Below are 25887 nucleotides of genomic sequence, written 5' to 3' on the forward strand. Positions count from 1 at the left end.
GGAAGGCAATGGAGTTCTCCATGGCAAAGCGTTTGGCGGCCATCATCTTCATCTTCGTGTGCACGGCGGTGGCGTGGCTGATCCTGGGCGCGACCATCATGAACCGCACCTACGACATGGACAGCGGGCTGAAGGAGAAGGTCGCGTCGAACTGGGGGACGCAGCAGAAACAGTCGCCGCCCGAGGCGACGTGGACGCGCACGCGCAAGCAGACGAACCTGGTCGCGACCGAGAACGGCAAGACCGAGCGGCGCGAGGTTGAGGTGGTCGATGCCTTCGCACTGCCGCTGGAGGCGAGCGAGGTGACCGCGGACCTCGCGCTGGAACATCGCCAGAAGGGCCTGCTGTGGTACAGCACGTACAAGGTCGCGTTCGCCGGCACGTACACCTTCCGCAACGACAGCGCGCAGGAGCAAGACGTCAGCTTCAAGCTCACTTTCCCGGCAGCGCAGGCGATCTACGACGACCTGACGCTGCTGGTGGACGGCAAAGCGGTGGCGACGAAGACGGACGCGGGCGGCGTCCACGGCAGCGCGCGCGTCGCGGCCGGGCAGACGGCGCAGCTCAAGGTCGGATATCGCTCGCAGGGGCTGGAACGGTGGTCGTACGACTTCGGCGGCGACAACGAGCGCGTAGCGCAGGTGCGCGACTTCAAGCTGCACATGACCACGAACTTCAAGGACATCGATTTCCCGGAGAACACGCTCTCGCCCACGGAGAAGCGCGAGACGCCGGGCGGGTGGGCGCTCGACTGGGACTACAAGAACCTGGTGACCGGGTACGCGATCGCGATGGCGATGCCGGAGAAGCTGCAACCCGGGCCGCTGGCGGGGCAGATCAGCTTCTTCGCGCCCATCTCGCTGTTCTTCTTTTTTTTCCTGATGTTCATCATCACGACGCTGCGCGGGAGCGACCTGCATCCGATGAACTACTTCTTCCTGGCGGCGGCGTTCTTCGCCTTCCACCTGCTGATGGCGTACCTGGTGGACCACATCTCGATCCACCTGGCGTTCGCGATCAGCGCGGTGGTGTCGATCATCCTGGTGATCTCGTACCTGCGGCTGGTGGTCGGGATACGGTTCGCGGCGGTCGAGGCCGGACTGGCGCAGCTCGTATACCTGGTGCTGTTCTCGTACGCGTTCTTCTTCAAGGGCTTCACCGGGCTGGCGATCACGATCGGGTCGATCCTGACGCTGTTCGTGGTGATGCAGATGACCGGGCGGGTGAACTGGGCGGAGAAGTTCGCGAAGAAGCCGGCAGTGTAAACGGTCCTCGCTCTCTCGCCCAAGCGAAACCAGTTGGGGTGGGCAACCACTGCACTCAATTTTCGTCGACTGGAGGGTGGGGCCACCCGCCCTGTTCTGTTCTTGTTCTGAATTCGGAACAAATCGAGCATTTTCGGTTGACCCGTGGCAAGTCGTGGTATAGCTGGCCACCGGTTCGAGGAGGAACGTCGATGAAATTGGCTCGGAAATTTACGCGCAACATGCTCAGTCCGAAGACTCTTTCGGTGATTTTGGTGTTGCTGGCATTGTCGGCATATGCCTTAGCGTGCGGGCCCGGAGAATGCGTTTACGCAGGTCTGTGCTACAGCGACGGCGCCTGCCGAGGTTCGCAAATATGTATCAATGGAACCTGGTTCCCCAAGGGACAGGCTTGTATCCAACCCTAGCCCCACTTGAGGGATCTTCGTTATGCCCCGCCGAAATTGGATTCACCTGACGGATATGCAATTCGTCATGATTCTGTTGACGGGGTCGCTGGCTCTGAATGTATGGCTTGGACTTTCGATGCAGAAGCAAGCCGCAGGCAGACATGACAGTGTCATTGGGCGACGAGTTACCCCATTTCGTGTGATGGATAGTGAGAACAGGGCGTTGGAATTGGAATTTTCCAAGGAACAACGCCCTGTAGTTCTTTATGTACTCTCCCCGACTTGCCAATGGTGTGAGGCCAATCTTCCGGCTATCACCGCATTAGCCAACAACACTAAATCACGATACCGTTTTGTCGGGTTGTCGCTCTCGGACACTCGGCTGGAAGCCAGCACGGGCAATTCACTTCCGTTTCCGGTATACAGCGTTGCTTCGTTCACTTCGGTCGTCCAGATGAATCTGGGCAGTACTCCACAAACCCTGTTAATCGCTTCGGATGGAACGATTCTAAGAAGTTGGACCGGCGCCTACAAAGGCAGCAACAAGACCGAGATTGAAAAAGAATTCGGTGAGAGCCTGCCACCGATTCGGTGAGAGGGGATATCGACGTGAATATGTCCTGGAGATCTCCCCTCGTGGCCTGGATGTTCTTGACAGCATTTACCTTTGGTTTTCAAGCGACTCAAACAGGAAACGCCGGCCATCCCCGTAACCACCGCAAGCAGGCCGACGCTACGGCGGTTCGTTACTTGAAGGGTGTCGAAACGGGGCTTTCCGAGTTATCCCCGCCGATGCAGACGTCACTACTACTGCTTGAAAGCAACGCCTACAGCGCTTTTGACAAGGCCAAAGCTGCTGAACTCCTGAACCGCTCGTATGACATTTTCTTGTCGCTGCCAGATCAGGAGCGACCAGACATCAAGGCATTGGGGGCGGAAGTGGTTTCCGCCACAGCGAGGCTCAGCCCGGGACACATCCGATCACGGCTTCCCGAAGACCCCGAACTGAAAGCGATTGCGCTTCGGGTACTGGTCGAGAGCGATCTCTCGGCACGTCGCCTTAGCTCTGCTGTGGCTCTTTATCAAAGAGTCGATCGTGAGCCAGAGGTGTACCAGGCCGCCCGCGAGATACTTCTAAGACTGCCTTCATCGGACACGGAACGCCCAAACGCGGTCATGTTGCACGCGATCTGGGTCTTCAAGAATACGGAATATCCACAAGTAACGACGGGGGCTCCAGACGATCTGGCCTCAGTCCTCGTCCGATTTTCAGACCGTTTCAGCGACGAAATAAAGCGCGAGGCGATCGAATTGCTTTTGAAGCAAGTTAAAGACAACAACCGTGCAAGCCGGGAGAGAAGCATGGTCGGGAACTTCTCCGGTTCGCCACTTGTCTTCGTAAATGCTAAAGAGTTTCGAGTGTTCCAGCTTTGGCCGATCTTGAGGAAACTGGACGAAGCCCAGGCCGACAGGTTGCTGAAGGAGTCCAAGCAGGCTGCACAGTGGATGCAGAGATTCCCTGACGGAGCTCAATCGGGGCGCGGGTCGACCAGAGAAAAAGAAGAGAAATCAGCCAGCTTCGGTATTTCACATTCTTCTAACGAGTCCGGAGATTTGCTGCAGAGAGTCGAGCTCTCTTCTATCGAGAGCCAGACCGTTGCGATGGCGGGGACGGATTTGCAGAACGCGTTGGCGCAGGCGGATCGATTGCCGGCGGATTCTTCCTCCAGAACGCTTCTTGGCATGGCGCGCGTGTTCTTGGTCAAGAACCCCGATCTAAGCAAGAAGGTCCTTTCACGTTGGTCTGTCTTGTCCAGCTCAAAGTTGACCTCAAAGGAATGGCACGACTTCGTTGAAGCTGCGATTTATTACGCGAAATTAGGCGACTTGGAACAGGCGCAAAGTGTTCTTAAACGGGCGTCTCGCTTCGTGGCGGATGTCTATCACGAGGATGCAAACCCCAACGACCCAAATCAAGCGATCAAACTGTTCTGGCCTTCTTCGCAGCACTGGGGTGACATCGTGGAGGTGGCCGCTGCATTGTCGCCATCGTGTGCTGAGCAGATCATCGCTGATATTAACGACGACGAGATCAGGGCTTCAGCGGAAGTAACGGCCGCTGCGTCCCTCCTAAGAACTCCTATATGGAGGGGGACCAGCCCCATGGTTATCAGAAGAGATACACACCTCGATTGAAGAATGAGACCAAACAAGGGAGAAGCAAATGCTGAGACTAAGTCTTCGACATGTTATGCCGCTTCTGCTCCTCGTGATGGTGAGCAGCGCGTTCGGAATGCAGCAGACAGGAACCAGCCCCAAGGCTCAGCAAGGGAAGTTGTGCTACCTGGATGATTTAGCCTATTCACCTGGTGCCCAGGTTCAGCTAGGCAACCAAGTCATCTACTGCAATACGAATCAAAGATGGATAGACCACTATCCTGAGTCATTGATCCAACCATCAGCGAGTAAGTCTGAAGGAGAGAAGCAAGAAGAAGAATTCGTGCCTGTCTGTTATTTGGGAGATAAGGCCTATTCTTTCGGCCACAAGGTCAGCGAAGATGGGAGTAGCAGAGTCTGCAGATTGAAGGGCGTTTGGGCCACAAGCAGACCCGATTCTCCAAAACCTGCTGGTAAACGCCACTGACGAAGCAGCGGCGAACCCTGACTGCGTCAAAACGTAAGGCGCGCTCTGAGGGTCGCGCGACAACTCTCTTAGTTGTCGCGGGTTCGACATGTGAATAGCGACCGCCGGCCACGCCGGTCAGACGCCGGCGCCTACTTGGCTCTTACTTCTTCCCACCTGCCGGCGCTGCTGGTCCGGCCGGCACGCTGAAGCCGGTGAGCGGGTTGCCGTAGAACGCGTCGGTCTTCCACGCGGTCTTGTTCCAGGCGCCGTCCATGTCGCCCAGCACCTGGATGGGGACGATGACGCGGTTGCGGCCGAGCTTGTTCGCGCCTGCGATGCCGTTATCCACCAGCTTGCCGTCGGCATCCACTTTGAACTGCGCCACTCGGACCAGCTTCCCTTTGTGGAGGAACTTGATCTCGTAGTCGCCGGGGTTCTCCTTCAGCAGGTACATCTTGCCGAACATGCTCTCGTTGGGCTGGTCGGTGTCGTTCCAGGCCTTGAGGTTGGGGAAGCTGCAGGCGACGCGGGTCCAGTTGTAGCGATCGCTCTCGGCGGTGAAGTGGGTCACGTTGTTCTGCACCTCGTCGGAGCCGCAGCCGGCCTTGCCGACCTCGTCGCCGTCGTAGTACATCTTCCCGACTTCCTTGCCGTTGTGGAAGACGTGCGGATCGGGCGCGCCGTGCGGCTCGCCGCGGTACCAGAACGAGAAGCCCAGCGTCGGATACTTCATGCCGTACACGTCGTCGGCGACGAGATAGACGTAGGCGATGGGCAGGTTCCAGTCGTGGTCGACGTAGTAGACCATGTGCTGCGCGAACTTCGGGCCGTTCTCGTTGGAACGCGTCTTGCCGACCTTGGCGGTGCCGGTGAACAGCGTGATGTCGGTGCCGTTCAACTCGTTCTTCATCTTGATGGCGAACTTCACCGGGCCGGTGTAGAGCGTGCTCTTGCCGGTCTCCTCGACGTCCCGGCCGCCGCACTCGGTCTTCCACCAGTAGCCGGGCTGGGTGTCGCCGGTCGAGCAGTTGAACGAGACCCACTTGGGCGCGCCGGGATAGCCGAACTCGGCGTAGAGCTGGCTGCCGCTCGGGATAGGGCCGTTGACGCGGAACTTGAGCGCCGGCACCCAGCTCCAGACGTCGAAGCTCTTCTTGTAGGAGTTCACGGTCCAGGCGGTGACCTGGACGGAGTCCTTCTGGATGGTGGGCTGGTCGGCGTCCTGCGCGGCGGCGGGCTGCGGCGCCAGCAATGCGCACGCGATGGCGACCAGGCAGAACGCGGCAGCAGCTTGTTTGCGGCTCATACGCTCACCTCTGTGGGGATGCAACGGGGAGCCGGATGTTAGGGGCGGGGCCTCCGGTGAGTCAAGGACAAAACCTTTCACCACGAAGGACACCAAGGAACACGAAGGCCTTTTCTTGGTCTTCCTTCGTGAACCTTCGTGGCCTCCGTGGTGAAAGATCCTTAATCGCCGGCGTTGGCCGCGGCCTTGGCGCGCGCCAGTTCCGGGCGATCGGAGTCCGAGCCGGAGCAGTTCTTCACCAGCTGCGCGTAGTACTGGGCGGCGAGCTCCTGCTTCCCCGCCGCAGCGGCCGCCTGCGCGGCGCCGTAGAGCGAGTCGAAGCGGCCGGGGTCGGTCTTCATCGCGGTCTGGTACTCGGCGAGCGCTTCGGGAGCGCGGCCGAGCTCGAGCAGCAGGTCGGCGAGCATCTCGCGCGCCGGGATCTCGACTTCGCCCTTGCCGACCTTGTCCTGCTTCTCGGCGACGGAGCGCAGCAGCGTGATGGCTTCGGCGTGGTTGCCTTCGGCGTAGCGCAGCCAGGCGAGAGCTTCGTTGCGGCCGTCGTCCAGGTAGCGCGCGAAGTAGGCCTTGTCGCCGGCGGAGGTCGCGGCGATGGCAGCCTGGAGCTGGTCGACCGCGGACTTGGCGGTCGCGGCGTCCTTCAGGTGTCCGGCGGCGATGGCGTTCGCCCAATGCGCTTTCGCGGCGACGAACGGAGGCGCGCCGGCGTCGGCGCGCAGCGCGAGCGCCTGCTTCCAGTCGTGACGCTCCAGGTAGAAGGTGGCGGGAAAAGTGACGCGGCGGTCGTAGTAGTAGTCGTAGTAAGCCGGGTCCACGTCCTCCTTCTTCATGCTCATCATGGCGTCGAGCATGGCGCGGGCGTTGCGGTCGTCGCCGAGCTGGAGGTAGGCGTACTCGAGGAACTCCATGGAGTGCACCTTGTGGTGCGCCATGTGGAAGCCGTGCATCTTCTCGGCGGCGGCGAGCGCGGCAGTGTTGGACTGCACGCTGTCGTGCCACAGGCCGAGGCGCGAGAAGATGTGCGACGGCATGTGCACGGCGTGCGGCGAGGTGGGCGCGATCTTGGCGTAGGCGCGCGCGGCGGCCAGGCCCTGCGGCGCGAGCTCGGGATTGTCGGTGGCGTGAATGAGGTAGTGCGTGATGCCGGGGTGCGCGCTCGCGCCCGGCAACTGCTGGTTCAGGATGGCGACCGCTTCGCGGCGCAGCTTGAGCGAGGGGTCGTCGCCGTCGTCGCGCGCGAGCAGCGAGAGCGCGTAGAAGACGGCGGCCTCGCGGTCCTGCGGGTTCGCCTGGCGGAGCTTTTCCATCGCGGCGGAGTACTGCTCGACGCGCGCGGTGTAGCCGGCTTCGTCGGCCGAAGCGAAGAAGAGCTGGAGCGCGGCGATGTAGTCGCGCTCGCGCTGCGTCCTGGGCTTGAGCGCCTGGGCTTCGCGCAGCAGCGCGGCGCCGCGCTTGGTCTCGCCGGCGTTCGGACGCGCCCAGAGCTGGTGATAGAGCGACATCGCGCGCCCCCAGAAGCCCATCGCGCACTTCGGGTCGCGCTCGGTGACGGCTTCGAAGGTCTTCTCGGCTTGCTGGTATTCGAACGAGTGCAGCCACGCCACGCCCTGCTCGAACTGCTTCTGGACCTTCGGCGAGCACGACGTGGGGAACGAGACCGCGCCGAGCTGCGCGCTGGTCAGGTCGTGGTGATGGCCTTCGTCGGCCAGCAGCGGCAAGGCGAGCGACACCAATGCGAGGACGAGACAGAAGCGCTTCATCGCGACCTCCTTAGCGGACCTTGAGCAGCTCGACGTCGAAGATGAGCGTGGCGTTCGGCGGGATGACGCCGCCGGCGCCGCGCGAGCCGTAGCCGGCGGTCGGCGGGATCTTGAGCTGGCGCTTGCCGCCTTCCTTCATGCCGGCGACGCCTTCGTCCCAGCCCTTGATGACCTGGCCGGCGCCGAGCTGGAAGGTGAAGGGGTCCATGCGGTCGACGGAGCTGTCGAACTTCTTGCCGTTGGTGAGCCAGCCGGTGTAGTGGACGACGACTGTCTTGCCGGGGGTCGCGACTTTGCCTTCGCCGACCTTGATGTCCCAGTATTCGACGTCAGACTTGGTCATCTTCGGCTTGCCGGTGACCTTGGTGGGGGCGGCGGTCGAGGCGGTCTGCGCGACAAGCAGCGCGGCGCAGGCCGCGAGGACGAGCAGGAGCGAGAGCGTGCGTTTCATGCGGTCTCCGTAGGGAAAAGCTGGAATGCGCAAAAGAAGATGATACATCGGCGGCGGGGCGTCAGCGGCCGGGGCCCTGGTCGGCGGCGACGACCCAGTCGAGCGCCTCGGCGAGCGTCTCGAAGCGCTCGTGGAGGTGGTGGGAGAAAGTCTCGACGGCCTCGAGTTGCTTCTGCTGGGCGTCGTCGACTCCGACCATGGCGGCGCGGACCACGTAGGGCGTGTCGTAGACGTTCGCTTCCTTGATCTTGGTGATGACGTTCTTGTTGAACTTGGCGCCGGTGACGTCGGCGACGGTCAGCACCGAGCCCTTCGGCTGAGAGGTCACCAAGCGTTTGCGCTCCTCGACCATGGCGAGCTGCTCGGCCTCGTCGGCCAAGTGGCTGTAGTCGAGCAACAGGACCTGCTTGCCCTTGTGCGTGATGAAACGGACGCGCTGCATGGCAGTCCACGGTCCACGGTCCACGGTGGACAGAGCCGGGAATCTTAGCGCAAGTCGGGGCTCGGCGTCTTGACAGCGGAAATCGTTGGTCTATTCTGCTGTGCCTTCCAACGGGAAAAGGAGCAGCCATGAGATACGTGACGGGTGTCGTCATCCTTCTATTGGCGGTGAGCGCGGCGGCGCAGACCGCGAGCGAGCCGGCGAAGCCCCAGCCGAAACCGAAGACCATGGCGGGCGCGGTGGTTCCCTCCTGGATGAAGATGGAAAAAGAAGTGCGCGGCAAGTGGGCGGAGGCGTATCCCAAGGAGAAGATCATCCAGGTGGACAAGGTCGGTGAGCCGACCTACAACGACGAGCCGGGCAGCGTCTCGACGTCGACGACTACCAGCGGCAGCTTCGACTGGAGCAGTTGGGGATGGAACGAGACCAACTGGAGCACGACGACGATGGGCCGGCAGGGCAGCTACCTGCGGCAGAAAGTCGACGTCACGGTCGAGCGGCCGAACCAGACCAAGGCGCGCTTCCACACCGCGGCACTGTACAAGCTGGCCGGCGGGCAGTGGCAGTTCGTCGAGCTGCCGGTGGGGAAAGTGGACGAACTGGGCGGGCCGAACTCCGCCGGGCGACCGACGAAGTCGCAGGCGGCGGAGCTGTTCGTGGCGGGGTGGAAGAACGCGCGGCCGGACTTCACGGTGAAGAGCGTCGAGATCCTGAGCGAGGAGTACCACCAGTACAAGGAGCGGCAGTGGATGACGTACAAACTCGCGGCGCACGTGACCGGCACGAAGGGCGCGATGGCCGGCAAGGACTACAAGTGCGAGCCTGCCGACTACAGCTCGGTGCTGAAGTACGACAACGAGAAGAAGGCGTGGGCGGCTTCGGAGAGCGACATCGCCAACGTGAACGAGACGGCGGTGTGCGAGGCGGAGTAGAGCGGGCGTCGGTCGTCGGCCAAGAGGATTGGCGCGGCGCGGTTGAAGACTGAAGTCACGGCAGCAGGGATTCGACGACGCCGTACGCGGAGCTGAGGGCGGCGTCGAGCTGCGTGGCGTCGGGGCCGCCGGCTTCGGCGAGGTCGGGGCGGCCGCCGCCCTTGCCGCCGACCTTCGCGGCGACCTGTCCGACGATCTTGCCGGCCTGGACTTTTTCCGTCAGATCCTTGGTGACGCCGACGATGATGGCGGCCTTGCCGTCGAGGGCGGACCCCAGCACGACGACGCCAGAGCCGAGCTTGTTGCGCAGGTTGTCGACCAGCGTGCGCATCTGGTTGCGGTCCACGTTCTCGACCCGCTGGACGGCGACCTTCACGCCCTTCACCGTCTTCACGGTATCGCCAGCCGCAGAGACCGCCGACGACGCCGAGCGCATGCGCAGGGTTTCCAATTCTTTCTGCAGCTTCTTTATCTCCGTCTCGCGGCGGTCGAGTTCGGAGCGCAGTGCCTGCGCGGGCGAAGCCGCTTCGCCGCGGACCAGGTTCGCGACCACGTGCTCGAGCTCGTGGTCGCGGCGGAAGTGCTCGAGCGAGCCGGCGCCGGTGACGGCCTCCACGCGGCGCACGCCGGATGAGACCGAGCCTTCCTTCAGCACTTTGATCAGGCCGATCTCGCCGGTGGCGCCGGTGTGGGTGCCGCCGCAGAGCTCGGTGGAGAAGTCGCCGATGCGGATGACGCGGACCTTGTCGCCGTACTTCTCGCCGAACAGCGCCATCGCCTTGAACTCGTTGATGGCCTGGTCGATGGGGACGTCGTTGATGACCTCGATCTTCTCGTTGCGCAGGACTTCCTTGTTGGCGAGGTCCTCGATGTCCTGGAGCTCCTCGTCGGCGACGGAGGTGAAGTGCGAGAAGTCGAAGCGCAGGTGGCCGGGCGCGACCAGCGAGCCCGCCTGCTTGACGTGCTTGCCGAGGACCTCGCGCAGCGCGGCGTGCAACAGGTGCGTGGCGGTGTGGTTGCGCATGGTGTGGGCGCGGACTTCGTCGTTGACCTTGGCGATGACGCGGTCGCCGACCACGATGGGATGTTTCGCTACGACGTGGTGCGCGCGCACGCCCTGCACCGGCAGCGTGCAGCCGCGGACCTGGGCGACGACGTTGCGCGATAAGTCGAGGAGCCAGCCGACGTCGCCGACCTGCCCGCCGGATTCGGCGTAGAACGGAGTGTGGTCGAGGACGACCTCGCCTTCTTCGCCGGGCTTGAGCTCCTGCGCGCCCGCGCCGCCCTTCACGATGGCGATGACCTTGCAGTCGGCGGATTCGGTGCGCGCGTAGCCTTCGAAGACCGTCTTCGCGAGATCGCGCAGGAGGGGCGAGGCGGTCGCCTTGCCGGCGCCGCCCTTCCACGAGGCTTTCGCGCGCTCGCGCTGCTGCTGCATCGCGCGCTCGAAACCTTCGACATCGAAGTGCAGCCCCTGGTCGCGCGCCGCGTCCATCATGAAGTCGAAGGGCAGGCCGAAGGTGTCGTAGAGCTTGAAGGCGGCGTCGCCGGAGTAGGTTGGAGACGAGTCCGGGGACTTCCTTTTCTCGGCGAGCAGCGGCGCGAAATCGTCTTCCAGCTTCTTGAGTCCGAGGTCGAGCGTGTGCGCGAATCTGCGCTCCTCTTCGTGGATGACCTTGCTCACGCGGTCGGCGGTCTCGTTCAGCTCGGGGTAGGCGCCCTGCATGAGGTCGCGGACGGCGAAGACCATCTGGAACATGAAGGGCTGGTTCTGGCCGAGCAGGCGTCCGTGGCGGATGCCGCGGCGCAGGATCTTGCGCAGCACGTAGCCGCGGCCTTCGTTCGACGGCAGCACGCCGTCGGAGATGAGGAACGTGGAGGCGCGGGCGTGGTCGGCGATGACGCGCAGCGACGCCGCATTGCGCGTGTCCTTCTCCGCCGCGAGCTCCTTCTTCTCGTCGACGCCGACGAGCTCGGCCGCGTGCTCGAGCAACGGCGTGAACAGGTCGGTGTCGTAGTTCGAGAGCTTGCCCTGGAGCACGGCGGCGATGCGCTCCAGTCCCATGCCGGTGTCGATCGAGGGCTTGGGCAGCGGGTTGTAATTGCCCGCGGCGTCGCGGTCGAACTGCATGAAGACGAGGTTCCAGATCTCCATGTAGCGGCCGCACTCGCAGCCGAACTTGCAGTCGGCGTGGCCCTGCTCGCTGGCCGCCGCGCCCAGGTCGATGTGCAGCTCGGAGCAGGGGCCGCAGGGGCCGGTGTCGCCCATGGCCCAGAAGTTGTCCTTCATCCCCATGGCGAAGACGCGATCCTTGGGGACGCCGACCTCGAGCCAGTGTTTTTCCGCCTCGTCGTCGCGCGGGATGCCCTGCTCGCCCTGGAAGATGGTGGCGTAGAGTTTGGACTTGTCGACGCCGTACCACTGCGGCGAGGTGACCAGCTCCCAGGCGAACTTCACGGCGTCGCGCTTGAAGTAGTCGCCGAAGCTGAAGTTGCCGAGCATCTCGAAGAAGGTGTGGTGGCGGTTGGTGAAGCCGACGTTCTCGAGGTCGTTGTGCTTGCCGCCCGCGCGCACGCACTTCTGCGAACTACAGGCGCGCGAGTAGTCGCGCTTCTCCAGGCCGAGGAAGGTGTCCTTGAACTGGTTCATGCCCGCGTTGGTGAAGAGCAGCGTGGGGTCGTTGGCCGGCAGGAGCGAGGACGAATGGACGCGGCGGTGTTTCTGCTGCTCGAAGTAGCGCAGGAACATCTCGCGGATCTCGGAACCGGACATGCGGGAGCGCTCGGCCATGGCGAAACCGTCATTCTAGCAGGCTGAATCCGCGTGATTCCCGTTGACATCCGCGGCCCGTGCCCGCACAATCGACTTCCCCGTACAACTTCAGTCCCCAGGCCCTTCGAACCATCAAGGAGCACTCCATGCGCCGTCGTCCGTTCGCTGTCACCCTCATCCTGCTTTCGCTGACCGTGGTCGCCCTGGCGGCCTCGAAGGGGACTGCGACCAACACCTTCGTGCAGCCGAACCTCTCGCTGACCGGCGCGGGCGTGAGCCACGACGGCAACAACGCCTACTTGAACGGCGCGAGCGGAGTGCAGTCGTACCTGGGCGCGGGCGGGAAGAATGCCAACCTGGTGACCTACAGCACGGGCCGCCGGATGCGTTTCATCTTCGATCCGGCGTCGCCGGCGTGGCAAGCGTCCGGCCTGCCGCAGAACTTCCTGGCGGAAGTCAGCGCGTTCGGCGTGAACTACTTCGGGCCGTATGTCTCGATGGGCCCCGGCACGACGGCGCAGGTCGCGCTGACCATCCAGTTCAAGTACAACAACGTGACCTACGAGCTGGCGTACGGCTCGGTGGCGGCCTATCACGACACGGCGACGAGCTGGCTGCTCACCTGGACGTCGTTCGACCTGCCCGGCTATCCGGGCTTCTCGCCGAGCGACCAGGCGACGCTCAGCCGGCTGCGCAACAACCAGCGCACGAGGTTCGGCGCGGTGAACATGCCGGTGCGCTACTCCGTGCAGCTGGCCTAGCCCCAAAAACCCGCTTGACAACCTTTCCCGCCAGGCGCAGAATCCTACCCAGATAGGCGAAGAAAAGGCGAATCAAGAGTTCCCTTCGATCTTTCAGCCTTGGCGGCCCGTTCGGTCTGTGGCCTGGATCCTCGGACCGCCACCTTATTGGTTCACAGTCCCACAGTGCACGGTCCACGGTGGCCGGTCCTAGGGACTGTGGACTCAGGATTCTTATATGGCTTCTCCCCTGGCGGTACCCACGGTCGAGCTGTCGGCGCTGCCCGCGGGCGCGGCAAAATCCCAACTGATCAAGAAGAGCGTCGAGGCGGCGCTGGAGAAGAAGGTCCCGTCGGCGCTGACGGTGCGCGAGCGCCCGCTGCCGGTGTGCCTGCCGACCGGGGTGGCGGAGGTCGACGCGCTGTGCGGCGGCGTGCCGCGCGGCGCGCTGAGCGAGATCACCGGGGCGGCTTCCTCCGGGCGGACTTCCCTGCTCCTTTCTTTACTCGCGCAAGTCACGGCGCGGCAGGAGTTCTGCGCGCTGGTGGACGCCTCGGGCAGCTTCGATCCACACTCCGGATGGGAGGCGGGTATCGAGCTGGAGCGGCTTCTGTGGGTGCGGTGCGGCAGTACCGAGTCCCGGGCACCGAGTACCGAGCGAGAAGCTTTGCGAAGCGTGAAGCCTGGGTCTTCGCGCCACTCGCAACTCGCAACTCACAACTCGGTACTCAGTACCCGGTACTCGGTACTCGACAGCGTCCTGCGGGTGGCCGACCTGCTGCTGGCGAGCGGCGGCTTCGGGCTGGTGGCGCTCGACCTGGGCGACGTGGCGGTCGAGATGGCGCGGCGCGTCCCGCTGACCACGTGGTTCCGCTTCCGGCGCGCGGTCGAAGGCACGCCGGCCGCGCTGGTCGTGCTGGAAGAAGAGGCGCACGCGAAGAGCTGCGCGGAAGTGGTGCTAAAGCTCGAATCTTCAGACTTCAGATTGCAGTCGTCAGGCGAGTCGCCGGTCGTCGGCCCTCGGCCGTCGGCCGCAGCGATCTTCACCGGGATGAGCGCCGCAGTCGAGCTGGTGCGCGGGCATGCGCAGAAGAAGCACGCGGCGGCGAGCAAGCCGGCGAGTCTCGCCGCCACCGCCGCGTGGGCGGTCTGAGATCGGCGATCGTAAATCGGCAATCGGCAATCCCTTATGTTCGCCGCGCTCTACATCCCGGACCTTCCCGTCGAAGCGGTGGTGCGCGTGGAGCCGGCGCTGCGCGAGCACGCGATCGCGGTGCTGGAGGGCAAGCCGCCGCTGGAGCGCGTGGCGGCAGCGAATGAGCGGGCGCGGCTGCTGGGCATTGAAGCGGGCCTGACGAAGCTGCAGCTCGAGGAATTCGCCGGCAACGTCACGCTGCGGAAGCGCTTGCCCGAGCAGGAAGCCGCGGCGCACGCGGCGCTGCTCGACGCGGCCTGCGCGTTCTCGCCGCGCGTGGAAGACACCGCGGCAGACACGGTAGTGCTGGATCTCGCCGGACTGGAGTCGTTGTTCGGCCCGCCGGCAAAGATCGCGCGCGACCTGGCGCGCCGTGCCAGCGAGCTGGGGTTGGAGGCGAACGTGGCGGCGGCGGCGAATCCGGACGCCGCGACCTACCTGGCGCGCGGCTTCAACGGCGTGACCATCGTGCCGGAAGACAAGACGGCCGAGCGGCTCGGGCTGCTCGAGGTCGGCGTGCTCGCGCCCGAGGCCGAGCGCCCGGAAGACTTCGATGGCGCGCCGCCGGTGGAGCGGTTCGCGGAAGTGATGGAGCGCTGGGGGATCCGGACGCTGCGGCCGTTCGCGAACCTGCCTTCGGTCGCCGTGGTCGAGCGGCTGGGGCAGCGCGGCTTGACGCTGCAGCAACTGGCGCGCGGCGAGCGCCGTCGGACGCTCGTCCCGCTGGAGCCGCCGCTCGAATTCGAAGAGACCGCGGAACTGGAGTATCCGGTGGAGAACCTGGAGCCGCTGGTCTTCCTGCTGAACCGCATGCTGGAGCAGCTATGCGCGCGGCTGAAGGCGCGGTCGCTGGCGACCAACGAACTCAAGCTCACGTGTGTGCTCGATCCCCCCGAAGATCCCGAAAATCCAACGCAGAGACGCAGAGGGGCGGAGGAAAAGAGAGAAAAAGATTCCTCCACGGATCCCTCCGCCTCTCCGCGCCTCGGCGTTGAAGTTTTTGCTCGCACCCTCAAGCTGCCGGTGCCGATGCAGGACGCGAAGGTCCTGCTGAAGCTGCTGCAGCTGGAGCTGGCGGCGCATCCGCCGGGCGCGCCGGTGAAGAAGCTCGCGCTGCGGGCGGAGCCGGTGAAGCCGCGCGCGACGCAGGGCGGGTTCTTCGTCCCGGTAGCGCCGGAGCCGGAGAAGCTGGAGCTGCTGCTGGCACGCGTGGCGGCGCTGGTGGGCGAGGAGAACGTGGGCGCGGCGGAGGTGCTGGATTCGCACCGGCCGGATGCGCACCGGGTGAAGAAGTTCCGAGTTGTGAGTTCCGAGTTGCGAGTGAAACCGGCCACTCGCAGCTCGCAACTCGCAGCTCGCAACTCTGCGAAGCTCGCGCTGCGATTGTTTCGCCCGCCGCTGCGCGCGCGCGTGGAAGTTCAGGGCGGCAAGCCGGCGCGGGTCTCGTTCCTGAAGGTGGCGCGCGCGGAGGTGCTCGCGTGCGCCGGGCCGTGGCGCACGTCGGGCGAGTGGTGGACGAACGAAGGCTGGCAGCGCGACGAGTGGGACGTCGCCCTGAAAACAAAAGACGGCACGGCGCTCTACCGGATGTATCGCGACGCCGCGTCGGGAGATTGGTTCGTGTTCGGCAGCTACGACTGACACGATTTACGGCTTACGACCTGGTCGTTTACGAGTTGGGATCAGGTCGTAAGTCGAAGATCGTAAGCCGTAGATCGAGAATGAAATGGGCTACGTAGAACTTCACGCGCGCTCGGCGTTCAGTTTCCTCGAAGGCGGCTCGCTGCCGGAGGAGCTGGCGGCGTACGCCTCGGCGCTGGAGCTCGGGGCGGTCGCGCTCACCGACCGCGACGGCGTCTACGGCGCGCCGCGCTTCCACATGGCGGCGAAGAAGACCGGCGTGAGAGCGCACATCGGCTCGGAGATCTCACTTCCACCACAGAGACACAGAGACACAGAGAAAAACGAGAATGAAATGGGTACCTCTGTGTCTCTGCGTCTCTGTGGTGAGCCGGCTCGCCTTCCGCTGCTAGTGGCAGAACGTGTCGGTTACCAGAACCTTTGCCAGCTCGTCACGAAGATGAAGCTGCGGCTGCCGAAGCATCCCAAGGCCGGCGAGCGGTGCGCGACCGACTACGACGAACTGGCGGAGCATGCGCGCGGGCTGATCTGCCTGACGGGCGACGAGCACGGACCGCTGGCGGCGGCGCTCGCGCGCGGAGGCAAGGAAGAAGCGCGCAGCGAGCTGGAGCGGCTGGTCGCGACGTTCGGCAAAGAAAACGTTTACGTCGAGCTCGAGCGGCACTACGACCGCGCGGAAGAGGCGCGCAACCAGGCGGCGGTCGAGCTGGCGCGCGAGCTGGCGCTGCCGCTGGTCGCGACCAACGGCGCGCGCTACGCGGCGCCGCAGGAGCGTGAGGTGCTCGACATCTTCACCTGCATCCGCGAGCACACGGCGCTGGACCGCGCCGGGCGCCTGCTGGCGCGGAATTCGGAGCGGTGCTTGAAGCCCGCGCGCGAGATGCAGCGGCTGTTCGCCGACCTGCCGGAAGCGATCGCCAACACCGCGGAAGTCTCGGCGCGACTGCAGTTCACGCTTGCCGACCTGGGATACGAGGTCCCGCGCTACCCGGTGCCGGAGGGCGAGACGATGCAGTCGTTCCTGCGCAAGCGCACGATGGAGGGCGCGCGGCTGCGCTACCTGACCGACGGCAAGCGTCCCCTGTGGCCGCGGGCGCGGCGGCAGATCGAGCGCGAGCTCACGCTCATCGAGAAGCTCGAGCTCGCCGGCTACTTCCTCATCGTGTGGGACATCGTGCAGTTCTGCCGCGAGCACGGGATCCTGGTGCAGGGGCGCGGCTCGGCGGCGAACTCGGCCGTCTGCTACTCGCTCGGCATCACCGCGGTCGATCCCGTCGGGATGGACCTGCTGTTCGAGCGCTTCCTTTCCGAAGAGCGCGGCGAGTGGCCGGACATCGATCTCGACCTGCCGTCGGGCGACCAGCGCGAGCGCGCGATCCAGTACGTCTACCAGCGCTACGGCGAACGCGGCGCCGCGATGACGGCCAACGTCATCACGTATCGCGGGCGCTCGGCGGCGCGCGAGGTCGGGAAAGTCCTCGGCTTCGACCAGCAGACGCTCGACCGGCTCGCCAAGCACGTGAGCTCGTGGGAGTACCACGACCCCGCCGACACGCGCGCGCGGCAGTTCCGCGACGCCGGGTTCGACCTGCGTCATCCACGCATCCGCAAGTTCTACGACCTGATGCACGCGGTGCAGGACCTGCCGCGGCATCTCGGGCAGCACTCGGGCGGCATGGTGGTGTGCCAGGGGCAGCTCGATTCGGTGGTGCCGCTGGAGCCGGCGGCGATGCCCGGGCGCGTGGTGGTGCAGTGGGATAAAGATGACTGCGCCGACCTCGGCATCGTGAAGGTCGACCTGCTCGGGCTGGGGATGATGGCCGCGCTCGAGGAGACGATCGCGACCATCCGGCGCGATCACCAGGAAGAGGTCGACCTCGCGCAGTTGCCGGCGGACGATCCGGAGGTCTACGCCGCGCTCTCGAAAGCGGACACGGTCGGCATGTTCCAGATCGAGAGCCGCGCGCAGATGTCGTGCCTGCCGCGGCTGCAGCCGCGCACGTTCTACGACCTCGTGGTGCAGGTGGCGATCATCCGGCCGGGACCGATCGTCGGGAACATGGTGCATCCGTACCTGAAGCGGCGGCAGGGGCGCGAGCCGGTGGAGTATCCGCACCCGTCGCTCGAGCCGGTGCTGGAGCGCACGTTGGGCGTGCCGCTCTTCCAGGAACAATTATTAAGGATGGCGATGATCGCCGCCGGCTTCTCCGGCGGGCAAGCGGAGGAACTGCGCCGCGCCTTCGGCTTCAAGCGCTCGGAGGCGCGCATGTCGGAAGTCGAGGTGAAGCTGCGCGCGGGGATGACGCGCAACGGGATCACGGGAGCAGCGCAGGACGCGATCGTGAAAGCTATCACGTCGTTCGCGCTCTACGGCTTCCCGGAGTCGCACGCGGCGAGCTTCGCGCTGCTGGCGTACGCGAGCGCGTGGCTGAAGTGCCACTACCTCGCGGCGTTCACCGCCGCGCTGCTCAACAACCAGCCGATGGGCTTCTATCACCCGTCGACCATCGTGAAAGACGCGCAGCGGCACGGGCTCGCGGTGCGCGTGGTGGACATCACGCGGTCGGACTGGCTGTGCACGCTGGAAAAACAAAATCCCCCACAGAGACACAGAGACACAGAGAAAAACGGAAAAGAATTGCATTCCTCTGTGCCTCTGTGTCTCTGTGGTGAAAGGGTTTTTGCTCTCCGGCTCGGGCTGCGCTACGTGAAAGGGCTGCGCGAGGAGGCGGGGCGGGCCATCGTGCGCGAGCGCGCGCGCGCGCCGTTCGCTTCCATCGACGACCTGGCGCGCAGAGTGCCGGAGCTGAGGAAGGACGAGCTGGTGAAGCTGGCTGAAGTGGGGGCGTTGAACAGTATCGGAAAATCGTTTCCGGTTTCCGGTTTTCCGTTTCCCGAGGCCACCGAAAACGGGAAACGGGAAACGGGAAACGCTTTTCATCGAAGAGACGCGCTGTGGCACGCGGAGCGCGCGGGGCGCGCGGTGGGGCCGCTGCTGCGCAACCTGGTCGAGAAGGACGCGCCCTCGCCGCTCGCGCGCATGACGGACGAAGAGCGCCTGGTCGCCGACTTCCGCGGCACCGGGCTGACCGTGGGGCCGCACCCGATGAGCTATCACCGGCGCGAGATGATCGAGCGCGGCGTCTTCCGCGCCATCGACCTGCCGCGCTTCCGCAGCGGGAAGAAGCTGAAGGTGGCCGGCTGCGTGATCGCGCGCCAGCGCCCGGGGACGGCGAAGGGCTTCGTTTTCCTCAGCCTGGAGGACGAGACCGGCATCGCCAACGCCATCGTCACGCCCGACCTCTACCAGCGCTATCGCACCGAGCTGGCGAGCGAGCGCTTCCTGATGGTCGAGGGCGTGCTGCAGAACCAGGACAACGTGCTCTCGGTGAAGGCCGAGCGGGTGGAGCCGCTGCGCGTCACCCGGGCGGAGACTTCTTCGCACGATTTTCACTGAAAACCCGATTTTCATTTTAGAAGACGCGCCATCCACAGCCCGTTGGTTTACCATGGGCTTTCCGCAAGAGCATCGCGGGCCTTTCCGGTCCGGCTCTGGCGCATTTCCCCGAGGAGCAGTCCCCCATGCCAAGAGCGAAGAACGACGACGGCGGCGCAACCGTAAAGAGCGCCACGCGCCGCCGCAGCACGAGCGCGGCCGGCCCGGACGTGACCGAAGCAAAGCCGCCGGTCTCGGCGAACCCGAACCCCACGTTGCCGGTGAGCGAGACGCCGCGCAATGCCGAAGAAGAGATCCGGCGGCGCGCCTACGAGCTGTACGAGCAGGACGGGCGGCCGGACGGCCGCGACCGCGAGCACTGGCTGCGCGCGGAAGCGGAAGTGCTGGGCCGCAGCAGCGGCCGGCGCGGACAAAAGAGCGCCTAGCCGCGCTCAGTGGATGAGCGCGGGCGCGCGCTCCGCCGCCTCGGTCACGAGGCGCGCCTGGTCGAGCACCTCGCGCACCTTGCGCGCGAAGGCGTCCCAAGTGAAGGGTTTTTCCAGGAACGGCGTGTCCGGCTGGAGCGCGAACTGCTCCGCCATCGCGGAGCCGCTGTAGCCCGAAACAAAGAGCACACGCGTCATGGGACGCTCGCCGGCGAGCCGGCGGGCAAGCTCGCGGCCGTTCACGCCGGGCATCACGACATCGGTGACCATCAAGTCGATGTCGCCGCGAAAGGCACGCGCCACTTCCAGCGCCCGCTCGCCATGGGAGGCTTCGAGCACGGTATATCCGCTGCGCCGGAGGAACATCGTCATGGCGTCGCGCACGCCGTCCTCGTCTTCCACCACCAGGACGGTCTCGTGCCCGAGCGGGACCTCGGAGGCGGCTGCACGCGCGCGCGCCAGCGGCTCGCTCGCGCCCGCGATCGCGGGAAAGTACAGCTTGAAGGTGGTGCCTTTGCCGGGCTCGCTGTACACCCAGATGACCCCGTCGCTCTGCCGGACAATGCCGTAGACGGGGGCGAGGCCGAGCCCGGTCCCTTTGCCGGGCGCCTTGGTGGTGAAGAAGGGCTCGAAGATGTGCTGGCGGGTCTCGGACGCCATGCCGCAGCCGTTGTCGGAGACACAGAGCAGGACGTAGGGCCCGGGGGACGCCTCGGCGTGGCAGCGAAGGAACTCGCGGTCTACGTCGACGTTGCGAGTCTCGATGAGGAGGCGGCCGCCTTCGGGCATGGCGTCGCGCGCGTTGATGGCGAGGTTCATGAGGACCTGCTCGATCTGCATGGGGTCGAGCTTGACGGTGCGCAAGTGCGCGTCGGGGTGGACGACGATCTCGATGTGCTCGCCCAGGACGCGCGGCAGCAGCCTGCCAACCTCGCCCACGCATTCGTTCAGGTCAAGCGGGCGCAGGCTAAGGACCTGCTTGCGCCCGAAGGCGAGCAACTGGGCGACCAGGCGGGCGGCGCGATCGGCGGCACCCACGATCTTCTCGGCATTGCGGCGCTCGGGGCCAGAGGGAAGGTTCACGCACAGCAACTCGGCAAAACCGCGCATGACCATGAGCAGGTTGTTGAAGTCGTGGGCGATGCCGCCGGCCAGCCGCCCGATGGCTTCCATCTTCTGCGCCTGGCGAAGCTCCTCCTCGGCGCGCGCATTCTCGGTGCGCAGCCGGTGCTCGCCGAGCGCGCGATGCACCGCCCGCGGAAGGCGCGCGAGGCGGTCCTTCAGGATGTAGTCCGACGCCCCGAGGTCGCAGCAGCCGGCGGCGACCTCGTCGGTGAGCGTGCCGCTCACCAGGATGAAGGGGAGCTGAGGATCGCGGCGACGCAGTTCGCGCAGCGCGTCGAGCCCGGAGTATCCGCGCAAGCGGTAGTCGGCCAGCACGATGTCGGGCAGCCCGCGATCGAGCGCGGCGAGGTATTGCGCCTCGTCGCCGACAAGTTCGAACTGCATGGGCATGTCGGACTGACGCAACTGGGCCTGGAGCAGCGCGGCGTCTTCGGCGTCGTCCTCCAGCAGCAGGACGCGGACGGTCTGCTCGCCATGGTCGGAGGGATCAGCCACGGCCCGCCTCCACGGTGTCGGCCTGCTGCGCGCGCGCAGAGAGCGGCGGGGGCTGATTGACGACCAGCCAGTACAGGCCGATCTGCTTGATCATCTCGCGGAACTCCTCGAAGTCCACCGGCTTCTGGATGTAGCTGTTGGTGCCGAGATGGTAGCTGTCAACCATGTCGCGGTCCTCCCGCGAGGAGGTGAGCACGACGACGGGAAGGGCGCGGGTGCGGGGGTCACCCTTGACCGTGCGCAACACCTGCTGGCCATCGACTTTGGGCAGCTTGAGGTCGAGCAGGATGAGGCGGAGGGCGGCGGTATTGGCGCCGCCGTTCTCACCGAAGAGGTAGTCGAGCGCCTCCTCGCCATCGCGGCAGACGTGGATCTCATTGGCCAGGCGGTTGCGCTGCAGGGCGGCGAGGGTGAGCTCGACGTCGGCGGGATTGTCTTCGATCAGCAGGATCTCAACAGCTCGTTGTGGCATATTGTCCTCCGGGAACTTCGCTGGACGGCCTCCGCTCCCCCTGCGCCGCGGCACCGGGTGCGTGGCGGGTGCGGCGGGCAGCGTAAAGAAGAAGGTGGCGCCGGCGTCGAGCTGCGCTTCCGCCCAGACGCGGCCGCCGTGCTTGTGGATGATGCGCTGCACGGTGACCAGCCCGACGCCCGTGCCTTCGAAGTCTTCCGTGCGATGCAGGCGCTGGAAGACGCCGAAGAGCTTGTCGGCATACTTCATGTTGAAGCCGACGCCGTTGTCGCGCACCGAGATCACCGTCTCGGTGGCGCGCGTCTCGGCCGTGACGGCGATGCGGGCCGCGGCTCGCGGGCGGGTGAACTTGAGCGCGTTGGCGAGCAGGTTGTAGAACACCTGCCGCATGAGCGCGGGGTCGCACTCGACGAAGGGAAGCTCTCCGATCTCCCAGGCGACGTCGCGCCCCAGCACCTCCTGGGCGAGCGACTCGCGCACCTCGTCGACCAGGCGGCGGAGGCCGACGATCTGCGGCGCGAGCTGCTGGCGCCCGACGCGCGAGAGGTTGAGCAGGTCGTCGATGAGGCGGCCCATCTGCTCGGTGCCGCGGACGATGTGGGCGATGAAGCCGCGCGCCTGGTCGTTGAGCCGGGCGGCATGCTCCTCCGCCAGCAGGGTGACGAAGCCGTGGACGTGGCGCAGCGGAGTTCGCAGGTCGTGGGCGACGGAGTAGGTGAAGGCTTCGAGCTCCTGGTTGGCGGTGGCGAGTTCGGCGGTGCGCTGCGCCACTCGCTGTTCGAGCTCGGCGTTGAGCGTGCGCACCTCGTGTTCGGCGCGGTTGCGCTCGGTGACGTCGCGCGCGGCCGCGAACACGCCTTCGACCTCACCCGCTTCATTGCGGAAGAGGCTGGCGTTGTACAGCACCTCGGTCACCGCGCCATCGAGGCTGCGGATCGCGAGCGGGTAGTCGTGCACGGCACCCTCGGCGAAGACGCGCTCATAGCCGGCCCGCGCCTCGGCGGGCGCGGTGAAGTAGTCGCAGAAGTCGGTCCCGATGAGCTGGGCGCGGGGGCGGCCGGTCGCGCGCTCGGTCGCCGCGTTGACGTCGGTGATCTTGCCTTCGCGGCTGATGGTGACCAGGGGATCGAGCGCGGCCTCAAGCAGGTTCCGGGCATAGCGCGCCGCCCGCCGGATCGTCTCTTCCGCGCGCTTGCGGTCGGTGATGTCCTGGCAGGTGCCGATCCACTCGCGGATGCCGCCATCGGGCTCCGACACCGGGACGCCGCGCACCGCGACGTGGCGGTACTCGCCGTCGGCGCGGCGCAAGCGGTACTCGGTCTCGTAGCGCCCGCGGTCGCGCACGGCGGCATGCCAGATCTCGGCGGTGCGCTCGCGGTCGTCGGGATGGAGCGCTTCGATCCAGCCGGAGCCCTGGACCTGTTCGCGGGTCATGCCGGTGAATTCGCGCCACAGCGGAATGTCGTTGACGACCTGGCCCTGCGCGTCGGTGTGCCACACGACCTGCGCGGTGGCGGTGGCGAGCGAGCGGTAGCGCTGCTCGCTGCGCTTTAGGTCGGCGGTGCGGCGTTCGACGCGCGACTCGAGCTCGCGGTTCCAGGCTTCCAGTTCAGCGCGCTGCGCCGCTTCCAGGTCGCCGGCGTGGTTGAGCGCGCGCGCCATGCGCGCCAGCAACAGCGTGAACACCGCGACGAGCGGGAGGCTGAACACGACCTGGTCGAAGGCGGCGTCATACCAGCCCAGGCGCACGCCGACGACGCTGAGCCAACCGAACAGCCAGATGGTGGCGACGGCCGTGGGCAGGAACCAGCGCAGCATCACGCCGCCGGCGTGCTCGCTGCTGACGACGCGCATCAGGCCATGCTCCGGCCGGGCCAGCAGGACAGCGAGGGCCAGGGCCGTGCCGCCGAGCGCCGCCGGCAGGCCGATGTTGATGGAGACACCAAAGCTGGTCAGCACCGCGACCTCGTAGGTCAAGCCCTGGAGGACGGCGAAGTCGAGCAGCAGCGCCGCCAAGGCAAGCCAGGGCGCGGGGTGGATGCCGGGCCGCGGCTCCCAGTCCAGCATCAGCAACGCCAGGCCGAGCAGCAGCAAGCTGACGGCGGCGGGGGCGCTCATGCGGCCGGACGCCTCCAGTTGCCATTCCTGGACCCGCGCGGTGGACAACAGGTTCTGGAGCGGGGCGCGCCAGGCAAGGAGATGCCCGCACAGGGTGAGCAGTCCGAGGAGGACGGCGGCGAGGGCCGCGCCGCGGGCACACAGGCGGCGCGCGCCGCGCGGCCGGGGCAGCAGCACGAGCAGCGCGCCAGCCAGCAGGATCAGACCGGCGGCGGAGCCGGGACGCGTCGAGGCGCCGTCGCGGAGGAACGAAGTGAGGAGCGGTTGCCCGGTCGCGTAGCCGGCGAGCACGAGCGCGGCAAGCAGCAGGGCCAGGCCGGCGGCGAACGCGGCGAGCCGGCGCATCGCGCCCGCGACGGGCGAAGCTCCTGCCGCCCGCCCTGCGGGGGGGAGTGCTTTGCTGCTGCGTCCTTCCCCCAGCTCCGCGATCCATCGTCCAAGCTGCGCAGCGGCATCGCTCTGCTCGGGATGGGGACCGCCCGCGGGAGCGTAGTGCGGATTGCCGAGGACCTGGCGGTCGAGCACGGCGACGGGATGGGAGCGCAGCACGTCGAGCAGGATGCCGGGCGGGAAGCGGCGCGCGTCGTACTGGCAGAAGATGAGGCAGGGATGGGTGCGGGCGAACTGGTTGAGGCGTGACTCGTACTCGGCCAGCAGCTCGCTGCCGGGCACCTGGCGCAGCGCCCAGGTGGGCTCGCCGGCGGCGCGCAACGCGGTGTAGCCCTCGGCGAGAGCGGCGTCGCACTCGCGCTGCCAGACGGCGAACATGCGGTCCATGTCGAAGCGCCCGTCGACCAGGTAGGCGGCATCGGGCGTGCGTGTGACCAGTTGCCCGCTCCGCCGGCGCTCGGCGACATCCAGGCCCGCCGCTGCCAGTTCCTGGAACTGCCGCTCGGCCACCTCGGTCTCGGCGATGTACAGCACCTTGTGGTGCTGGGAGAAACCGTCGGCGAAGAATGCGTGCAGCAGCTCGAGATGCTCGCTGTCGTGGTGGTAGAGCTCGCACCAGTGATCGCCCGGACGAAGGTCGTGGATGGTCTTTGCCGTCGGCAAGGCCGCAGGAAGCGCGGTGGCGAGGTCAGTCATAAGATTCGCATCCTGCCCTCTCACTTGCAGTCCGCGGCCCAATGCGGACCGCGCGAAGTGCTTTGTTTGCAACCCGCGCCTCGACTGAGGGACGCCGCTTCCCGACTTGGGACTCCAATTCGGGAGCGATTCCGGAAGTGGGAAGCAGGCGGGGCACTCCCCGTTCACTCGCGGTAGCGACCATAGATGTCCTCAAATCGTTCGCGCAGGCGGCGGAAGCCGTCGAGCACCTCGGGGTCGAAGTGCTGGGGGAGGGTGCGGCCGTCGCCGTGGAGGATGATGTCGCAGGCGCGCGGGTGCGGGATGGCGGACTTGTAGGGGCGCGGGCTGCGGAGGGCGTCGTACTCGTCGGCCAGGCGGACGATGCGGGCGGCGGCGGGGATCTTCACGCCGCGGATGTGGTGCGGGTAGCCGGAGCCGTCCCAGCGCTCGTGATGGTTGAGGGCGATGAGGCGGGCCATCTCGAGCAAGGGCGAGGCTGAGCCGCGTAGCAGTTCTGCGCCGAGCAAGGTGTGGCGCTGGACGATGGCGCGCTCCTCCTCGGTGAGCGGGCCCGGTTTTTGCAGGATGGCGTCGGGGATGGCAATCTTGCCGACGTCGTGCATCGGGGTAGCGTGGGCGAGCAGTTCGACGGCTGCCGGCTTCCATCCGAGCTCCTGGGCGAGGGCGCGCGCGTAGTGGCTCACGCGGTCGGTGTGCGAGCCGGTCTCCTCGTCCTTGTAGCGGGAGGCCGCGACCAGGCGGCGGACGGTATCGTGGTAGGCCTTCTCGAGTTCGCGGGCGCGGCGCTGCTCGGCCTCGTAGGCGCGGCGGAGGTCGCGTGCGTAGAGCTGGAGCTGGCGGTAGAGCAGGTCGACGCGGGCGCTGTCGGAGTGCCCGGCGACGGCGAGCCGTCGCAGGTCGCGCGCGTATTGCAACAGCTGTGCCTGCGTCGCCTCAAGCGGAGTGGGCAAGGGCCGCAGCGTTCGGATGTGCGTGGTCATCGGAGAGCCTCTCGCGCAGGACGTGGTCGACGATCTCCATCAGCTGCAGCGGGCTGAACGGCTTGATGAGGTAGGCGACGGCGCCCAGGGTGGCGCCGCGGCGGCGGTGGCTCTCGTCGCCCAGGCCGGTGAGCAGGATGACGGGGATGCCGGCGGTGACGGCGTCGCCGCGCAAGCGCTCGACCACCTCGGGTCCGCTCAGCTTC

18 protein-coding genes are annotated in these 25887 nt (G+C 66.1%); 9 read left to right on the forward strand and 9 right to left on the reverse strand.

The genetic code is table 11. From position 1 onward, the window contains the following. The first annotated feature begins 20 nt into the window (after window positions 1-20). The 3 genes from VLA96_09785 to VLA96_09795 all read left to right on the forward strand — a co-directional run bounded on the left by VLA96_09785 (window position 21) and on the right by VLA96_09795 (window position 3850). Complete coding sequence (locus VLA96_09785; protein HSE49483.1) at window positions 21-1265, forward strand: inner membrane CreD family protein; 1245 nt, start codon at window positions 21-23, stop codon at window positions 1263-1265. 462 nt (window positions 1266-1727) lie between these two features. Then, on the forward strand, window positions 1728-2249 hold the full coding sequence (locus tag VLA96_09790; GenBank protein ID HSE49484.1) for a hypothetical protein: 522 nt from the start codon (window positions 1728-1730) through the stop codon (window positions 2247-2249). A gap of 41 nt (window positions 2250-2290) precedes the next feature. Further along, on the forward strand, window positions 2291-3850 hold the full coding sequence (locus tag VLA96_09795; protein HSE49485.1) for a hypothetical protein: 1560 nt from the start codon (window positions 2291-2293) through the stop codon (window positions 3848-3850). A gap of 590 nt (window positions 3851-4440) precedes the next feature. On the opposite strand, the gene VLA96_09800 is transcribed toward VLA96_09795, so the two are convergent. The 4 genes from VLA96_09800 to VLA96_09815 all read right to left on the reverse strand — a co-directional run bounded on the left by VLA96_09800 (window position 4441) and on the right by VLA96_09815 (window position 8239). Continuing rightward, window positions 4441-5586 carry a hypothetical protein gene (locus VLA96_09800; GenBank protein HSE49486.1) on the reverse strand — a complete coding sequence of 382 codons (1146 nt, stop codon included), beginning with the start codon at window positions 5584-5586 and terminating at the stop codon, window positions 4441-4443. A 161-nt stretch (window positions 5587-5747) separates the two neighbouring features. Then, window positions 5748-7346, reverse strand: a complete 1599-nt coding sequence (locus VLA96_09805) for a tetratricopeptide repeat protein (protein ID HSE49487.1) — start codon at window positions 7344-7346, stop codon at window positions 5748-5750. Between the two features lie 10 nt (window positions 7347-7356). Further along, window positions 7357-7797, reverse strand: coding sequence for an FKBP-type peptidyl-prolyl cis-trans isomerase (locus VLA96_09810; protein HSE49488.1), 441 nt, complete (start codon window positions 7795-7797; stop codon window positions 7357-7359). A 61-nt stretch (window positions 7798-7858) separates the two neighbouring features. Further along, window positions 7859-8239, reverse strand: coding sequence for a hypothetical protein (locus tag VLA96_09815; GenBank protein ID HSE49489.1), 381 nt, complete (start codon window positions 8237-8239; stop codon window positions 7859-7861). A gap of 128 nt (window positions 8240-8367) precedes the next feature. Between VLA96_09815 and VLA96_09820 the strand changes: the two genes are divergently transcribed. Further along, on the forward strand, window positions 8368-9171 hold the full coding sequence (locus tag VLA96_09820) for a hypothetical protein (GenBank protein ID HSE49490.1): 804 nt from the start codon (window positions 8368-8370) through the stop codon (window positions 9169-9171). Window positions 9172-9226: 55 nt separating this feature from the next. On the opposite strand, the gene alaS is transcribed toward VLA96_09820, so the two are convergent. After that, the gene (gene alaS / locus VLA96_09825) at window positions 9227-11962 is read right to left on the reverse strand and encodes an alanine--tRNA ligase (protein ID HSE49491.1); all 2736 of its coding nucleotides are present in this window, start codon (window positions 11960-11962) and stop codon (window positions 9227-9229) included. Window positions 11963-12090: 128 nt separating this feature from the next. Between alaS and VLA96_09830 the strand changes: the two genes are divergently transcribed. The 5 genes from VLA96_09830 (at window position 12091) to VLA96_09850 (ending at window position 19402) form a co-directional block, all read left to right on the forward strand. Further along, window positions 12091-12705 carry a hypothetical protein gene (locus tag VLA96_09830; protein ID HSE49492.1) on the forward strand — a complete coding sequence of 205 codons (615 nt, stop codon included), beginning with the start codon at window positions 12091-12093 and terminating at the stop codon, window positions 12703-12705. A 217-nt stretch (window positions 12706-12922) separates the two neighbouring features. Beyond that, window positions 12923-13837 carry a hypothetical protein gene (locus VLA96_09835; GenBank protein ID HSE49493.1) on the forward strand — a complete coding sequence of 305 codons (915 nt, stop codon included), beginning with the start codon at window positions 12923-12925 and terminating at the stop codon, window positions 13835-13837. A 36-nt stretch (window positions 13838-13873) separates the two neighbouring features. Then, entirely contained in the window at window positions 13874-15520 is a 1647-nt protein-coding gene (locus VLA96_09840; protein HSE49494.1) for a DNA polymerase Y family protein, read from the forward strand. A gap of 85 nt (window positions 15521-15605) precedes the next feature. Then, complete coding sequence (locus tag VLA96_09845) at window positions 15606-18977, forward strand: error-prone DNA polymerase (protein ID HSE49495.1); 3372 nt, start codon at window positions 15606-15608, stop codon at window positions 18975-18977. A 125-nt stretch (window positions 18978-19102) separates the two neighbouring features. After that, the gene (locus VLA96_09850; protein ID HSE49496.1) at window positions 19103-19402 is read left to right on the forward strand and encodes a DUF2934 domain-containing protein; all 300 of its coding nucleotides are present in this window, start codon (window positions 19103-19105) and stop codon (window positions 19400-19402) included. Between the two features lie 6 nt (window positions 19403-19408). Here the strand turns inward: VLA96_09850 and VLA96_09855 are convergent, their stop codons facing one another. From VLA96_09855 to VLA96_09870, 4 genes are all read right to left on the reverse strand, one after another. Continuing rightward, the gene (locus tag VLA96_09855) at window positions 19409-21022 is read right to left on the reverse strand and encodes a response regulator (GenBank protein HSE49497.1); all 1614 of its coding nucleotides are present in this window, start codon (window positions 21020-21022) and stop codon (window positions 19409-19411) included. After that, on the reverse strand, window positions 21015-24698 hold the full coding sequence (locus VLA96_09860; protein ID HSE49498.1) for an MEDS domain-containing protein: 3684 nt from the start codon (window positions 24696-24698) through the stop codon (window positions 21015-21017). The genes VLA96_09855 and VLA96_09860 overlap by 8 nt, the downstream gene beginning before the upstream one ends. Window positions 24699-24862: 164 nt before the next feature. Then, on the reverse strand, window positions 24863-25651 hold the full coding sequence (locus tag VLA96_09865; protein HSE49499.1) for an HD domain-containing phosphohydrolase: 789 nt from the start codon (window positions 25649-25651) through the stop codon (window positions 24863-24865). Then, on the reverse strand, window positions 25635-25887 hold a 253-nt coding region (locus tag VLA96_09870), incomplete at its 5' end, for a response regulator (protein ID HSE49500.1). The genes VLA96_09865 and VLA96_09870, both read right to left, overlap by 17 nt.

The sequence above is a fragment of the Terriglobales bacterium genome, from assembly GCA_035457425.1.
Classification (GTDB): Bacteria; Acidobacteriota; Terriglobia; order Terriglobales; family Acidobacteriaceae; genus JACPNR01.

Excerpts from the sequence above, each read along its gene's own strand:
- VLA96_09805 (HSE49487.1), bottom strand. The coding sequence starts at position 7,346 with ATGAAGCGCTTCTGTCTCGTCCTCGCATTGGTGTCGCTCGCCTTGCCG.
- VLA96_09800 (HSE49486.1), bottom strand. The coding sequence starts at position 5,586 with ATGAGCCGCAAACAAGCTGCTGCCGCGTTCTGCCTGGTCGCCATCGCG.
- VLA96_09815 (HSE49489.1), bottom strand. The coding sequence starts at position 8,239 with ATGCAGCGCGTCCGTTTCATCACGCACAAGGGCAAGCAGGTCCTGTTG.
- VLA96_09790 (HSE49484.1), top strand. The coding sequence starts at position 1,728 with ATGCAATTCGTCATGATTCTGTTGACGGGGTCGCTGGCTCTGAATGTA.
- alaS (HSE49491.1), bottom strand. The coding sequence starts at position 11,962 with ATGGCCGAGCGCTCCCGCATGTCCGGTTCCGAGATCCGCGAGATGTTC.
- VLA96_09845 (HSE49495.1), top strand. The coding sequence starts at position 15,606 with ATGGGCTACGTAGAACTTCACGCGCGCTCGGCGTTCAGTTTCCTCGAA.
- VLA96_09785 (HSE49483.1), top strand. The coding sequence starts at position 21 with ATGGCAAAGCGTTTGGCGGCCATCATCTTCATCTTCGTGTGCACGGCG.
- VLA96_09840 (HSE49494.1), top strand. The coding sequence starts at position 13,874 with ATGTTCGCCGCGCTCTACATCCCGGACCTTCCCGTCGAAGCGGTGGTG.
- VLA96_09835 (HSE49493.1), top strand. The coding sequence starts at position 12,923 with ATGGCTTCTCCCCTGGCGGTACCCACGGTCGAGCTGTCGGCGCTGCCC.
- VLA96_09810 (HSE49488.1), bottom strand. The coding sequence starts at position 7,797 with ATGAAACGCACGCTCTCGCTCCTGCTCGTCCTCGCGGCCTGCGCCGCG.
- VLA96_09860 (HSE49498.1), bottom strand. The coding sequence starts at position 24,698 with ATGACTGACCTCGCCACCGCGCTTCCTGCGGCCTTGCCGACGGCAAAG.
- VLA96_09850 (HSE49496.1), top strand. The coding sequence starts at position 19,103 with ATGCCAAGAGCGAAGAACGACGACGGCGGCGCAACCGTAAAGAGCGCC.
- VLA96_09820 (HSE49490.1), top strand. The coding sequence starts at position 8,368 with ATGAGATACGTGACGGGTGTCGTCATCCTTCTATTGGCGGTGAGCGCG.
- VLA96_09830 (HSE49492.1), top strand. The coding sequence starts at position 12,091 with ATGCGCCGTCGTCCGTTCGCTGTCACCCTCATCCTGCTTTCGCTGACC.